Source organism: Curtobacterium sp. MCBD17_030, from assembly GCF_003224255.1.
GTDB lineage: Bacteria > Actinomycetota > Actinomycetes > Actinomycetales > Microbacteriaceae > Curtobacterium.
The window spans coordinates 44,200-58,121 of sequence record NZ_QKLI01000014.1 but is presented as its reverse complement, the minus strand read 5'-3'; the positions used below and the strand labels follow the sequence as shown (position 1 = coordinate 58,121).

11 protein-coding genes and 1 pseudogene are annotated in these 13,922 nt (G+C 71.9%); 3 read left to right on the top strand and 9 right to left on the bottom strand.

Going from position 1 to position 13,922, the window contains the following annotated elements:
• Positions 1-181 precede the first annotated feature (181 nt).
• The 7 genes from DEI89_RS12360 to DEI89_RS12335 form a co-directional block, all read right to left on the bottom strand.
• Entirely contained in the window at positions 182-1,069 is an 888-nt protein-coding gene (locus tag DEI89_RS12360; RefSeq protein ID WP_110904359.1) for a cation-transporting ATPase, read from the bottom strand.
• Positions 1,070-1,181: 112 nt separating this feature from the next.
• Complete coding sequence (locus DEI89_RS17755) at positions 1,182-1,352, bottom strand: hypothetical protein (protein ID WP_181421630.1); 171 nt, start codon at positions 1,350-1,352, stop codon at positions 1,182-1,184.
• 449 nt (positions 1,353-1,801) lie between these two features.
• Positions 1,802-3,079, bottom strand: a complete 1,278-nt coding sequence (locus DEI89_RS12355) for an FAD-binding protein (RefSeq protein WP_258368883.1) — start codon at positions 3,077-3,079, stop codon at positions 1,802-1,804.
• 28 nt (positions 3,080-3,107) lie between these two features.
• Positions 3,108-4,637 carry an L-arabinose isomerase gene (gene araA, locus DEI89_RS12350; RefSeq protein WP_110904357.1) on the bottom strand — a complete coding sequence of 510 codons (1,530 nt, stop codon included), beginning with the start codon at positions 4,635-4,637 and terminating at the stop codon, positions 3,108-3,110.
• Positions 4,634-5,335, bottom strand: coding sequence for an L-ribulose-5-phosphate 4-epimerase (locus DEI89_RS12345; protein WP_110904356.1), 702 nt, complete (start codon positions 5,333-5,335; stop codon positions 4,634-4,636). The genes araA and DEI89_RS12345 overlap by 4 nt, the downstream gene beginning before the upstream one ends.
• Positions 5,332-7,005 (bottom strand): xylulokinase, encoded by a 1,674-nt coding sequence (locus DEI89_RS12340; RefSeq protein ID WP_110904355.1) that lies wholly within the window; start codon positions 7,003-7,005, stop codon positions 5,332-5,334. Before DEI89_RS12340 ends, DEI89_RS12345 begins: the two co-directional genes overlap by 4 nt.
• A gap of 102 nt (positions 7,006-7,107) precedes the next feature.
• Positions 7,108-9,039 (bottom strand): glycoside hydrolase family 127 protein, encoded by a 1,932-nt coding sequence (locus DEI89_RS12335; protein ID WP_110904354.1) that lies wholly within the window; start codon positions 9,037-9,039, stop codon positions 7,108-7,110.
• 156 nt (positions 9,040-9,195) lie between these two features.
• Between DEI89_RS12335 and DEI89_RS12330 the strand changes: the two genes are divergently transcribed.
• On the top strand, positions 9,196-9,639 hold the full coding sequence (locus tag DEI89_RS12330) for a helix-turn-helix domain-containing protein (protein WP_110904353.1): 444 nt from the start codon (positions 9,196-9,198) through the stop codon (positions 9,637-9,639).
• A 27-nt stretch (positions 9,640-9,666) separates the two neighbouring features.
• Positions 9,667-10,266, top strand: a complete 600-nt coding sequence (locus DEI89_RS12325; RefSeq protein WP_110904352.1) for a PIN domain-containing protein — start codon at positions 9,667-9,669, stop codon at positions 10,264-10,266.
• Between the two features lie 6 nt (positions 10,267-10,272).
• On the opposite strand, the gene DEI89_RS12320 is transcribed toward DEI89_RS12325, so the two are convergent.
• Positions 10,273-11,331 (bottom strand): substrate-binding domain-containing protein, encoded by a 1,059-nt coding sequence (locus DEI89_RS12320; RefSeq protein WP_110904388.1) that lies wholly within the window; start codon positions 11,329-11,331, stop codon positions 10,273-10,275.
• 167 nt (positions 11,332-11,498) lie between these two features.
• Between DEI89_RS12320 and DEI89_RS12315 the strand changes: the two are divergent.
• A pseudogene (locus DEI89_RS12315) lies at positions 11,499-12,347 on the top strand (sugar ABC transporter permease); the annotation flags it as partial.
• Between the two features lie 125 nt (positions 12,348-12,472).
• On the opposite strand, the gene DEI89_RS12310 reads toward DEI89_RS12315, so the two are convergent.
• Entirely contained in the window at positions 12,473-13,849 is a 1,377-nt protein-coding gene (locus DEI89_RS12310) for an alpha-amylase family glycosyl hydrolase (protein ID WP_110904351.1), read from the bottom strand.
• Between the last annotated feature and the right edge of the window lie 73 nt (positions 13,850-13,922).

Here is a 13,922-nt window from a genome sequence, read left to right as displayed (position 1 = left end):
GACGGGTCTCCTTGTTCGGGGGTGCCGGGTGGGCGGCGTCCATCCTGGCACCGCGCCCGGATCCGTTCCGAATCCCGCGCGTGCGGGACGACGCACGACGAAACACTCCAAGTCGTCGGCGTCGTCCGCCATTCCCGAACGGTGGTCGCGATCTGGGGACCGTGCGGTCTCCAGAGACGGCTCAGCGGTCGAAGAAGTCGCCGATCCCGGGCCACTGGAAGCCCTCGCCGAGGTTCCCGACCTGTTCGCCGAGACCACCGAGCGCCTGCTCCCCCTGCGCTGCGACACCCTCGACGCTGCCACCGAGGTCGCCGAGGTCGCCGAGGTCGCCGAGACCGCCGCCGACCGTGTCGCCGAGGCCGGCCGCGACACCCTCGAAGTCCACGCCGAGGTCCGCCGCCTGTGCCAGCACCGGTCCCGCGGCCACGCTGATGACCGCACCGCCGGCGACCGCGACCGCGAGACCGCCGACCGCCAGAGCACCGCCACCGATCGCTGCGCCACCGAGCACCTTCCGCATCGTGCCCGGTCGGCTCGTCTCGCCCCGGGTCGCGGCTCGGGCGAGGCCAGCCGCGGACGCGTCGGTCGACCGGTCGTGCTGCGGGACCTCGGCGTTCAGCCGCTGCAGGACCTGCTGCCGCTGCTCCGGGGCGAGTCGGGCGAACGCGTCGTGGTGCGCCTGCTCGAGGCGCTCGGGGTCGGCGGTCTTCAGCAGGTAGTCGTACTTCGCGATCGCAACGCGGTCGGCCTCGTTCGCGTGGGCGCGGCCCTGCCCTGCGCCCGGCTGTTGCGGCGCGGATCGCTGCTGCTGGCCGTACGGCTGCTGCTGGCCAGAGCGCGGGTGGCCCGACTGCTGGTGCTGCTGGCCCCCGCGGTCGTCGCCCGTCAGCTTCTCCGCCGCGGTGCGCACCAGCCCCCGCCAGTCCCTCCCGCCGGGTCGGCCGGGCTGCCGGTACTGCTGCACACCCCCGGCCTGCTGCCCGCTGCCGGGCTGCTGGCCGGAGCGCTTCTGGAGCTGCTTGTCGATGACCTTCGAGGCCATGCCGAGGATGCGGTTCAGGTTCGCCATACCTGACCTTTGCGTTCTCACATGTACGGTCCCGGCGACGACCCGGTGGACCAGCGGTGCAGTCCCCCGACATCCCCTGTGAGGACCGCCGCGGTCCCACTCGTGAACCTCCTCACTCCGTGTCGACGTCTTCCGGCGCCGTCAGTCCCACGCTGCCGGCCTCGTCCCGGCACGGTCGCCGGAGCGGCGCGGTGAGTTGCCAGGCGAACACGCCGCAGAGCCGGACGGTGCTGAGCAGGACGAGCGCGAGGAACGGTACGAGATGCGATCCGATGACGTCCATGCCGCTGTGCCCTCCGAGCCGTGATGCCACTGGAATACGTGTATCACGCGGGTAGGCTTGTCGTCGAGCGCGCGACCGCCGGACCGCGCTCAGAGCGGACGAGTGAAGCCCGGGACTGCGACAACAGTCCCGGGCTTCGGTTCGCTCTCCGAGTGGAGGGCCAGGGGAAGCGCACTTCCCCCGAGTTCAGCACTCGGGCGCAAGTGTAGCCGAGCCCGCTCGGCGGCACACCCCTGGCCTGACGCTCCTCGTGTCCGCCGGCGATGACACCAGGAGGTCTCGATGTCCCACGACGACGAGCGCCGGCCCAGGCGTCAGGTCCCGTGGCTGGGGATCGCGAGCTTGCTCGTGACCCTCGCGCGGTTCCTGCACGACCTAAGCCGCAAGGGCCAGTGACGAGGGCGCCCCGCACCGCACCCAGCGGCGCGGGGCGCTCCCGTCCGACGGGGTCAGCCGAGCACACGCTCCAGGAACGGGTTGCGGAACCGCCCCTGCGGATCGAGGTCCCGCGCCAGCGCCGCGAACGCGCCGAGCTGCGGGTAGACCTGGTGCAGCCGCTCCGAGCTCGCCGCGGTGACCTTCCCCCAGTGCGGGCGGGGAGCGAAGGGCGCGAGGGCGTTCTCGATGAGGGGCAGCGCGACGGCCACGTCCTCGGTCCGCCGACGGAACGTGAAGTGGAACGCGACGGAGTCCTGCCCCGAGCTCGGCGCGAGCCAGGCGTCGTCGGCGGCGATGCGCCGGATCTCGGAGACGAACAGCACGGGTGCGATGGCGTCCCCGATGCGCCGGAGGGCCTGGATCGCGGGCACGGCGTCGCTCGCGGCGATCATGTACTCGGCCTGGATCTCCTGGCCCGCGGACGGCGTGAACGACGACCGGAAGTGCGGCAGTCGCTCGTGCCAGGGTCCGGGCACGCCGCCCTGTTCGGTGACGCCGACGGTCTCGCTGCCGGGCACGGGGTGGATCGGTTCGGCGCCGGCGACGGCACCGAGGGCGGCGAGGTCGATGACCGCGTCGTCGCGGTCCTCGCGTCGCTTCGTCCAGATCTGCCGGATGCCGTCGTCGGTGTACCCGGTGAACATGCTGACGCTGTAGCCGGCCGACATGATCGACTCGAACTGCGCGTCGACGACGTCCCAGCCGACGCCGGTGTGCACGGTCTGCGCGACGCGGTAGGTCGGTTCGATGGCCAGGTGCACCGCGACGACGACTCCGAGTGCGCCGAGGGCGACCCGGTGCGCGTCGAGCCGCGGGTCGTCCGCACCGACGACCTCGACGTCGCCGGAGGCCCGGACGATCTCGAGTCCGACGACGGACTGGGCGAGCGACGCGTTGCCGACGCCGGAACCGTGGGTGCCCGTCGCGACGGCGCCGGCGACGGAGATGTGCGGCAGGGACGCGAGGTTCGCGAGGGCCCAGCCACGGGCCTCCAGGCCGACGGCGACCTGCGCGTGCGTGAGACCGGCGGCGACGCGGGCCACGCGCCGGTCCGAGTCCACGTCGAGTTCGGGCGGGAGGCCCGTGAGCGTCACCTGCACCGCGTCGGTGTCGGCGATGGTGTTGAACGAGTGGCGTGACCCGAGCGCCGTCAGTCGCGGGGTCGAGGCGACCAGCCGCTGGAGTTCGTCCACGCTCGTCGGTTCCGCCAGGCGGCTCGCCGAGTAGGTGACGTTCCCCGCCCAGTTGGTGCGGGTGGGGGCTGCAGTGGTGGTGTCGTCGTCGATCACGTCGCTCATCGTAGGCCTCCCGACCGGCTCAGAAGCCCCGGTCGAGCCGGTGCCAGGTCTGCTGCGTGCGGACCTCGTCGCGGAAGCCGCGCAGCGTGGTGTGCTCGTCGATGACCAGGAACTCGGTGCCGATCATGGTGGCGAGGTCCTCGATCACCTGGATGCCGACGGCCGTCGTCATCACGGTGTGGTGCGCGGCACCGGCGGTGAGCCAGGCCTCGGCGGACACGGGGAACGAGGGCTGCGGCTCCCAGACGGCCCGGCCGACGGGCAGGTTCGGCAGCGCCTCGGTCGGCGGGACGACCTGGACGACGTTGGCGGTGAGGCGGAAGCCGTCGCGGGTGTCGCTCAGTGCGGCGACGACCGCGGGGCCGGCGTCCGCGGTGAAGACCAGGCGCACCGGGTCGTCCTTGCCGCCGATGCCGAGCGGGTGGATCTCCAGCGTCGGCGTCGCGCTGGTGAGCGTCGGGGAGACCTCGAGCATGTGGGCACCGAGGATCTTCTCCGCGCCCGGCGTCAGGTCGTACGTGTAGTCCTCCATGAGCGAGGCGCCGCCGGGGAGTCCGGCGCCGGCGACGTTCATCGCGCGGACGAGGACGGCGGTCTTCCAGTCCCCCTCGGCACCGAAGCCGTAGCCGTCCGCCATCAGCCGCTGGACCGCCAGGCCGGGCAGCTGCTTGAGCGTGCCGAGGTCCTCGAAGTTCGTGGTGAAGGCGGCGGAGCCGTTCTCGGCGAGCAGGGCGCGGAGGCCGAGCTCGATCGCGGCGCCGTCGCGGAGGGACTGGCGTCTCCCACCGTGGGCCCGGAGCTCCGGCACCAGGTCGTAGGCGCTGTCGTACTGCGCGACGAGCGCGTCGACGGCGGCGGTGTCGGCGGTGGCGGTCTCGACGGCTGCGACGAGGTCGTTGACGCCCCAGGTGTTGACCTGCACGCCGAGTTCGATCTCGGCCTCGGTCTTGTCGCCCTCGGTGACGGCGACGTAGCGCATGTTGTCGCCGAAGCGGGTGAGCTTGAGCTCGCGGATGGCGGCGGCCCCGGCAGCGGCGCGGGTCCAGTCGGACACCCGCTGCTGCACGCGCGGGTCGGACACGTGCCCGACGGCGGTGGCGTGCCGGACACCCATCCGTGCCAGGGCGTACCCGAACTCACGGTCGCCGTGCGCGGCCTGGTTGAGGTTCATGAAGTCGAAGTCGATGTCCGCCCACGGCAGCGCGACGTTCGCCTGCGTGTGCAGGTGCAGCAGCGGCTTCGTCAGCGCGTTGAGCCCACCGATCCACATCTTCGCCGGGCTGAACGTGTGCATCCACGTCGTCACACCGATGACCTTGTCGTCGGCGCTGGCCTCGATCAGGGCTCGACGGATCCCGTCGGCGTCCTTGAGGACGGGCTTCCAGACGAGCGTCACCGGCAGCGCTCCCGCAAGGGCCTCGTGCACGGCGCGGCTCTGCTCCTCGACCTGGCGGAGGGTCTCCTCGCCGTAGAGGCCCTGTGAGCCGGTGAGGAACCAGACCTCGTAACCGTCGAGCGTGGCCTGGGGGTCGACGTTGTCCTGCGTCATCGCATGGCTCCTTCGGGGTTCTGTCCGTAGACGTTCTGGTATCGGTCGAACAGGCGGTCGATGTCCTCGGGCGCGATCGGCACGAGGTCACCGCCCTGCTTCGCGATGTGGACCGTGCGTGCGACGTCCTCGCACATCACGGCGGCCTTGACCGCGTCCTTCGCGTCCTTGCCGATCGTGAAGACGCCGTGGTTCTGCATGAGGACTGCCCGGGAACGATGTCCGCCGAGGGTGTCGACGATGCCGCGGCCGATCGAGTCGTCGCCGATGATCGCGAACGGGCCGACCGGGATCGGCCCGCCGAACTCGTCCGCCATCGCGGTGATCACGCACGGGATCTCCTCAGCGCGGGCGGCCCACGCCGTGGCGTACGTCGAGTGGGTGTGCACGACGCCGTTCACCTCGGGCATGTTCCGGTACACGAAGGCGTGCGCGGCCGTGTCGGAGGACGGGCCGTGCTCGTTGCCCCAGCCCTCGGCCGGAACGCCGTCGAGGGTGCAGATGACCTGGTTCTCCGGGGTCAGGTCCTCGCTGACGACGCCGCTCGGCTTGATGACGAACAGGTCGGTGCCGGGCACGCGCTCGGAGACGTTGCCGCCGGTCCAGATGACCAGGCCGTAGCGGACGAGTTCGCCGTGCAGTCGGGCCACGCGCTCACGCGCTGCGGCGACGGCCGCTCGGGTGGTGTCGTCGGTCATGAGTTCACGTCCTGTTCCTGCTGGTGTTCGGTCGGGAGGCCTGGGCCGGCTGCCGTCGTCGGCTCGCCGCTCGACGTCGCCGCGTCTCGGGCGCCGGGGACCGCGGCGGCGATCGCCTGGATCGGCAGCGCCGCGCGGAAGCGGTCGAGGTACACCGTGAACCCGTCGACGTCGCGCTGGTCCGGGTCGACGACGTGCGAGGCCGCCGTCCCGAACACGGTCGTGTCGAGGTACTCGGCGAGGGAGGTGCCGGCGGCGTGCTCGAGGTAGGCGGCGAGGACGGCGATGCCCCACGCCCCGCCCTCGCTGGCGGTCGCCTCGAGGGCCACGGGCACGCGGAGTGCGGCGGCGAGCTGGCGCTGCGGCAGCCCGGGCGTCCGGAAGAGCCCGCCGTGCGCGGTCATCCGGTCGACGGTGACGCCCTCGCCGTGCAGGACCTCCATACCGATGACGAGCGTCGCGAAGGCACCCATCAGTTCGGCGCGGACGAGGTTGCCGAGCGTGAAGCGGGCGTCGGGCGCGCGGAGGAGCAGCGGGCGACCGTCCTCGACACCGGTGACCGGTTCGCCGGCCAGGTAGTTGACCGCGAGCAGGCCGCCGGCGTCCGGGTCGGCGGTGGCGGCCTCGTCGAGGAGCGTGCGGAACACGGAGTCGGCGTCCGCCGGGCTGCCGGCGGCCTCCGCGAAGCGGCCGAACACGCGGGCCCAGCTGCCGATCTCGCTGGCGCCGTTGTTGCAGTGCACCATCGCGACGGCGTCGCCGGCGGGGGTGGTGACGACGTCGAGCTCCTCGTGCGGGGTGTCGAGCGGGCGCTCGAGCACGACCATCGCGAAGATGCTCGTGCCGACGCTGACGTTGCCGGTACGTTGGGCGACCGCGTTCGTGGCGACCATGCCGGTGCCGGCGTCACCCTCGGGCGGGCAGAGCGGTGCACCCGGCTGCAGTGTGCCGGTGGGATCGAGCCAGGCGGCGCCCGCCGGGGTCAGGGTGCCGGCGTCCTGGCCGGCGACGCGGACCTCGGGCAGGAGTGCGCGGAGGTCGGGGACGCCGATCAGGTCCTGCGCGGTGCTGAGCATCCCGGCGTCGTAGTCGCCGGTGGCGGGGTCGATCGGGAACATGCCCGATGCGTCGCCGACCCCGAGGACGTCCTGCCCGGTGAGCTGGCGGTGCACGTACCCGGCGAGCGTCGTGATGCCCGTGGTCTGCGCGACGTGCTGCTCGTCGTCGAGGACTGCCTGGTACAGGTGCGCGATCGACCAGCGGAGCGGGATGTTGAAGCCGAGGGCGTCGCTCAGTGCAGCCGCAGCGGGGCCGGTCGAGGTGTTCCGCCAGGTACGGAACGGCACGAGCAGCTCACCGTCGGCGTCGAACGGCAGGTAGCCGTGCATCATCGCCGAGACGCCGACGGCGCGGAAGGTCGTCGGCACCGAGCCGTGCTGCTCCTGCAGGTCGGAGACGAGTGCGGCGTACGCGGCGCGGACGCCGGTCTCGACGGCGGCCAACGGGTACGTCCAGCGGCCGTCGACGAACTCGTTCTCCCACTCGTGGGAGCCCGCGGCGATGACCGTCAGGTCCTCGCCCACCAGACACGCCTTGATCCGGGTCGACCCGAGTTCGATGCCGAGGGTCGTGCGGCCGTCCGCGATCTCGCGGGTCCGGTCGTCGCTCATGGTGGGCCTCCTGCTCTCGCCGTCGAGTGAGCGCTCACACCGTAGCGCGTGAGCGCTCACCCGACAACTCGTCCGGCCGTGTCGCGGCGGGAGCGACCCGGGTCAGGCGACGGGCAGGAACACCCGCATCGTGGACGGCCCGCGGTTGCCCCACGTCGCGTACGGCACGAGCCGGACCGTCTCCGGCTCGGTCTCCTGCACGTCGGGGTCGCCGTACGGCAGCGGCCCGACACGGTGCACCGTGCGCTGGCGCACCCGCATGCGCACCGCGTCCGGTCCGTCGTCGAGCGGGTCCGACCCGGGCTGCACCACGACGTCGCCGACGTCCCGGCCGAGGTCCGTGGACTCCAGGGCGTACACGAGCGGGCCGCGCTCGACCGCGACCGTGCCGCGGACCGCGTCGATCCGCGGGTCCGGCACCGTGAGCCGAGCGGCGACCGGCACCGTGAGGGTCACGCGGTCCCCGACGGCGAAGGTCCGCACGACGGTGACGGTGTCCTCCCCGTGGACGGACCGGGTGCCGTCGACCGACCGGGCGCCGTCGACCGACCGGGTGCCGTCGGGGGTCTCGAGGACGGCCTCCGACGCCCAGGACGGCACCCGGAGGCGCAGCGCCACCGGGGTCCCACTCGCCGCGGTCGCCTCGACCGAGACCGTGCCCGCGGTCGGCCATCCCGAGCACACCCGGAACGCGGCCGTGGCGCCGCCTGGCAGGGTGGCGTCGACGTCGTAGTCGCCGTACTGGTGCAGCTGCAGGCCGTCGTCCGTCATGGTGGCGAAGACCGACTCGACGCTGGCCAGCGTCCGGGCCAGGTTCGTCGGGCAGCACGAGACCTCGAACCAGGGCGCCCGCAGGCTCGACAGCGCCCGCGCGCTGAGGTCGTCCTCGGGTGGGGCAGCACCCTCGACCCGCTGGTGCATGGTGTTGGCGTAGAAGAACGCCCGCCCGTCCTCGCGCGGTGCGACCATCATCGCGTTGTACAGGGTCCGCTCGATCAGGTCCGCGTACTTGGACTCCCCCGTCTCGAGCAGCAGGCGCCAGGACACCATGTTCGATGCGATCGCCGCGCAGGTCTCGCCGTACTCGCGGTCCGGCGGCAGCTCGAAGTCGGCGCCGAACGACTCGTCCTGGTGGTGCGACCCCATCGCCCCGGTCAGGTAGGTGCGGGTCGCCACGGTGTTCGCCCACTGCCGTTCGACGGCCGCGACGAGTTCGGCGTCGCCAGTCTCCACCGCGACGTCGACCGCGCCGGCCGCCAGGTACATCGCCCGGACGGCGTGCCCGCGCCAGACGCCCGCCTGGCGCACCGGCAGGTCGTCCTGGAAGTACTCCGGTCCGAACGCGATCGGGCCGAGCAGCCCGTTCCCCCGGCGGTCGATGAACAACTGCGCCAGCCGGACGTACCGGTGGTCGCCGGTCGCCCGACCCAGCTCGACGAGCGCCGGTTCGATCTCCGGGTGGCCGCACACCGCCTCCCGTCCGCCGTCCCCGAACACCCCGACCAGGTGGTCGGCGACGCGGACGGCCACGTCGACCAGTCCGCCGCTGCCGGCGGTGCGCAGTCGCGCGACGGCGGCCTGGATGAGGTGCCCCATGCAGTAGAGCTCGTGGCCCCATTCGAGGTCGGACCAGCGCGGACGCTGCCAGGGGCGACCGAACGCGGTGTGCAGGTAGCCGTCGTCGTCCTGTGCGGCGGCGACCCGGTCGACGAGCCGCTCGTACCGCTCCGCGAGCTCCGGGTCCCCGGTGCGCCCGAGCTCCCACGCCATCGCCTCGAGCAACTTGTAGACCTCGGAGTCGACGAACTCGATACCGGCGTGCGTGAACTCCTCGCCGGTCGCGGCACCGTCGAAGTTGCCGGCCCAGCCGATCCGCTCGATCCAGTCCTCGCAGTGCCGCAGGACGACGCTGCCGTTCCGCTCCTGCCACTCGCCCCAGTAGCCGCCGGTGAGCCGCAGCGCACCGTGCGGCAGCGGGCGGAGTCGGGAGGTCGTGGGCGATACCGGGCCGGTCGAGGGAGACGTCGTCGTCATGTCGAGAGGCTACGCCGGGCGGCGCTGTCCGACGCCGGACAGCGTGGCCACGCGCTGGCGACTTGCCGGATCACCGGTCATCACCCGCGCCACGGGGTTGCACTTGTAAGTGCAACCCCGTAGCGTCAAGGGGAGTTCCAGCACTCGGGAGGCATCATGACACCGTCGACGACGCTCGCGATGACGCAGGGCCTCGCTGCCGACCCCACCGTCCGACGCGATGCGGTCCAGGTCATGGAGGACATCGCAGACCGCGTGGTCGAAGCGGTCCTCCTACAGCTTGACGACGGGACGAGCGCACGGGTGCCGGCGTCCCTCACCGGAGCCCTGGTCGCGTTCATGCAGGCCGCAGCCGATGGATCCGAGATCAGCATCCGCCTGATCGCATCGGAACTCACCACGACCGGCGCGGCGCAACTCCTGGGCGTCTCGCGGCCGACGGTGATGAAGATGGTCACCCGAGGGGACCTCGCCGCGCATCGCGTCGGCACCCACACACGGCTTCGTCGTGACGACGTCCTGGCACTCCGGGACCGGCGCCAGGCGGACCGAGCGGCCGCGGCGGACGAACTGCTCGCGGCAGGCGAACCCTTCGACTGACATGTGACATGGGGGTATCGTGGGAAGATGCCCAAACGCGTGTTCGTCGACGCCAACGTGCTGGTCAGCAGGACGCTCCGCGACTGGGTGTGCCTGCTCCGCGCCGAGATCCCGTGGATGTTCCAACTCCACACCACAGAGGACGTCCTCGCCGAGACGATCGCCACGCTCCGAGCCCTCCATCCGCAGCGGGACGGCGGCGCCACCACTCGCCTCCGGGCAGCAATTCTCGGGAGCATCGACGAACTCGTCGCCGACTTCCCGGGAGACGTGCCGTGGAGCGGAACGGACCCGAAGGACCGCCATGTGCACGCCGCGGCGCTCTCCGCCCGAGCAGAGGTGTTGCTGACGGAGGACCGCGGATTCCATGCCCTCGACGTCCTCCCGTACGAGGTCATGTGCTGCGACCACTTCTTCGTCCTCGTGGACGACACGTTGCCGTGGGGCGTCCGCGCGACCGTTCGCCGGATGAACGGGTACTGGGCGAGCCGACCCGGACCGCACGCCGGTCTGGTCACGGCGCTCGTCCGGGCGGGTTGCCCGGCCTTCGCCCTCAGGGTGGCGGACCATCTCCGAGCAGACGACGGCGTGCCAGGTGGACGATCGGATGTCGTCGTCATCGACTGACGCCGATCACGCCGAGCGCCGCACCACCAGCTCGGGCTGCAGGAGCGCGTCGTCGTGCAGCCCGCCCTCGAGCAGCGCCCGCGCCGAGGCCAGCACCCGCTCCCCCATCGCCTGGAAGTCCTGCCGCACGGTGGTGAGCGGCGGCGTGAAGTGCGCGGCCTCCGGCACGTCGTCGAAGCCGATGACGGCGATGTCGTCCGGCACGCGGAGCCCTTCTTCCGCGAAGGCGTGCAGGACCCCGAGCGCCATCTGGTCGTTGCCCGCGAACACGGCGTCGACCGTCGCGCCGTCCATCGCCCGGCCGGCCGCGAACCCGCTGGCCGGCGTCCAGTCCCCCTCGTACACGACCGGCGTCAGGCCCCTGGTGCGCATGATCCGCTCGTAGGTCGCGCGGCGGACCTCGGCCTCCTGCGAGACCGTCGGCCCGGCGATGTGCACGATCCGACGGTGGCCGAGGTCGAACAGGTGCTGCAGCGCCAGGGTCGCACCGGCCGCCTGGTCGATGGCGACCGCGGAGATCGTCGCCCCGCCGCTCCCGGGCACGACCAGATCGGTCGGCAAGGCGTCCCGTTGCACCGCGTTCGCGACGACGACGGGCACCGTGACCGGAAGCGTCAGCGACGCGAGGGCGTCGAGCACCCGGTTGTCGGCGGCGACGAGGACCACGGCGGCGACGTCCTGCGCCAGCAGCGTGGACAGCGCCTCGGACAGGTCGAGGGGCTTCGGGTCGTCGGGCAGCGTCGAGAGCAGCACGTGGTAGCCCGCGGTCCGGGCAGCACGCTCGAAGCCGATGGCGGTGCTCGACGGTCCGTAGAGCGCATCGCCCGCGCTGACCAGGCCGAGGGCGCGGCTCCGTCCGCCGGCGAGTGCCCGCGCAGCAGCCCGGGGCCGGTACCCGAGGGCGGCGACGGCGTCGGTGACCTTCGTCCGGAACTGCTCCCGGACCGTCGGGTCCCCGTTGATCACCCGGGAGACGGTCTGGTGGGAGACGCCCGCCCGCTCGGCGACGTCGAAGATCGTCGGGGCCTTGCGTCCCCTGCCGTTCGGCGTCGCGGTCGTCGTCATCCGGTCACCGTACCGCGACACCAGTTCGGGGACGCGACATCCCGATCTGGTCTCGACGAGTTGACACCACCCCACCGAGCCCACATGATGTGAGCGCTCACTTGGAGCATCACATCCCAGCGGGACACAGCAGCCCCGCACCTGAACGCGTCGACGTCGACGCGAGAGGAACGTGGCAGGGCTTCTGGATCGCCTACTTCGGGATCCCGGCGTTCATCGTGACCCTGGCGGGCATGCTCGCCTTCCGCGGTGCCGCCCAGATCGCCCTGCAGAACCAGCAGATCTCGCCCTTCCCGGACGGCTTCCGCTCGCTCGGCTCCGGCTTCCTGCCCTCCTTCGGCACCTCGGGCTACGAGCCGCTGACGATGGTCCTGGGGCTCGCCGCCGCGGCGATCCTCGTCATCACCGGCTTCCGTGGTCGTGCGACCCGTCGCAAGTACCAACTCGAGGACGAGCCCTTCGCCTGGTTCATCACCAAGATGGTGTTCACCGTCGCGCTGGTCATCTTCATCGCGCTGCTGCTCGCCAGCTACAACGGCACCCCGATCGTCCTCGTGATCCTCGGCGTCCTGGTCATCGTGTACTCGATGGTCATGCGCAGCGCGGTGTTCGGTCGACACATCTACGCGATCGGCGGCAACCCGCTCGCCGCGCAGCTGTCCGGCGTCAAGACGAAGCGCGTCACGTTCCTGCTCTTCGTCAACATGGGTGTCATCTCGGCCCTGGCCGGCGTGGTGTTCACGGGGCAGCTCAACCTGGCCTCGCCGAGCGCGGGCAACGGCTTCGAGCTCGACGCCATCGCGGCCGTGTTCATCGGTGGCGCTGCGGTCACCGGCGGCATCGGCACGGTGCCGGGTGCGATCGTCGGTGGTCTCATCATCGGTCTGCTCAACAACGGCATGTCGATCCTCGGTGTCGGGTCCGAGTTCCAGCAGCTCATCAAGGGCCTGGTGCTCCTGGCCGCCGTCGCGTTCGACGTCTTCAACAAGCGCCGCGCGGCCAGCAGCCGCAAGTAGGACGGGGTCGGTCGTACGACCGGTCCCCGAAAGCGACAGATCTCCGTCGGAACTCGACGGAGATCTGTCGCTTTTGCGGTCGCGGGCTGCGGCTGGGGCGCTGCGGGCTGCGGTCGCGGGCTGCGTCAGCGGGACAGGACGGCCCAGCCGGCGGCCGGGAGGCGCAGGGTCCCGTCGCGCAGTTCCCCCGCGCCCGCCTCGACCCGGGTCGCGTCGGCTGCGGGCAGGACCACCGGTTCGGGCGAGAGGTTCAGGGCGGTGACCACGGCCTCCCGGTCGGTCGCCGTGCGGAGGACGAGCGCCGTGTTGTCCAGGTGGACCACGTCGGTGTGAGCGCGGTGCAGCCACGGGCGCCGACGGCGGAGTGCGACGAGCGCCTGGTGGGCGTGCAGCACCTCGGCCGCCGTGCCGGTGACCTCCGTCGGACCGGCGGGGAAGGCGGGCCGCACGGCGTCGTCACCGCCCTCGCGTTCCTCCTTGACCCCGGCCCAGGCGAACTCGTCGCCCGCGTAGACCGAGGGGGTGCCGGCCACCGTGAAGAGGACCGCGATCGCGTGTCCGACGAACTCCTCCCCCACGGCCGAGGCGATCCGCGTCACGTCGTGGTTGCCGACGAACGTGCTCGGGGCGAACGTGGCCAGCAGTTCGTCGTGCCGTTCGATCGCGTGCGCCAGCTCGTAGCAGTTGCGGTCCGCGATGCCGTGCCAGATGCCCTGCCAGAGCTCGTACTGGGTGGTGGAGTCCATCGTCGACGCGCGGACGATCGCGGCGGTGTCGCCGTGGATGACCTCGCCGGAGAACCACGCCTCGGGGAAGCGCTCCCGCACGCGCGGCAGCACGCGCGCCCAGAACGCCGGCGGGACCGCGTAGGCGGCATCGAGCCGCCACCCGTCGATGCCACGCTCGAGCCAGTGCGTCATGACCTGGACGACCAGGTCCTCGGCCGCCGACGAGGAGTGGTCGAGCGCCACCAGGATGTCGTGCCCCTCGAACGAACCGACCGGCACCGGCTGCCCGGGCTGCCAGCCGTCCCAGTCGACGGCGAACAGCGGAGCGGTCTCGGCGTCCGGGCCCTGCTCGGCGAGTGCCCGGAAGGCCGGGTGCTGGCGCCCGACGTGGTTGAAGACGCCGTCGAGCAGGACCCGGATGCCGCGTCCTCGAGCTGCAGCCACCAGACGGTCGAAGTCGGCGTCGTCGCCCAGGCGCGGGTCCATCCGGAAGTGGTCGACGGTGTCGTAGCCGTGCGTCGAACTCGCGAACACCGGCCCGAGCAGCAGCCCGTTGAGCCCGAGGTCGACGACGTGGTCGAGCCAGGCTTCCAGGCGCCCCAGGCGGTGCTCGACCGGGCGGTGCTCCACAGCGCTGTCGGGGCTGCTGCTCGGTCGGATCTCCGCACCGACGAAGCCGAGCGGGTAGACGTGCCACCACATCACGTGCTCGACCCAGGCGGGCTCGCCTGTCCTGGTCGTCGGCTCCGGGGTGCGGTCGGCGTCGTGGTCCATCCCTGCATGCTGCCAGCCGGCCCTGGTCGGAACCGCCGATCGGGGTACCGCCAGCCTGGATGCGCGTCGGTGG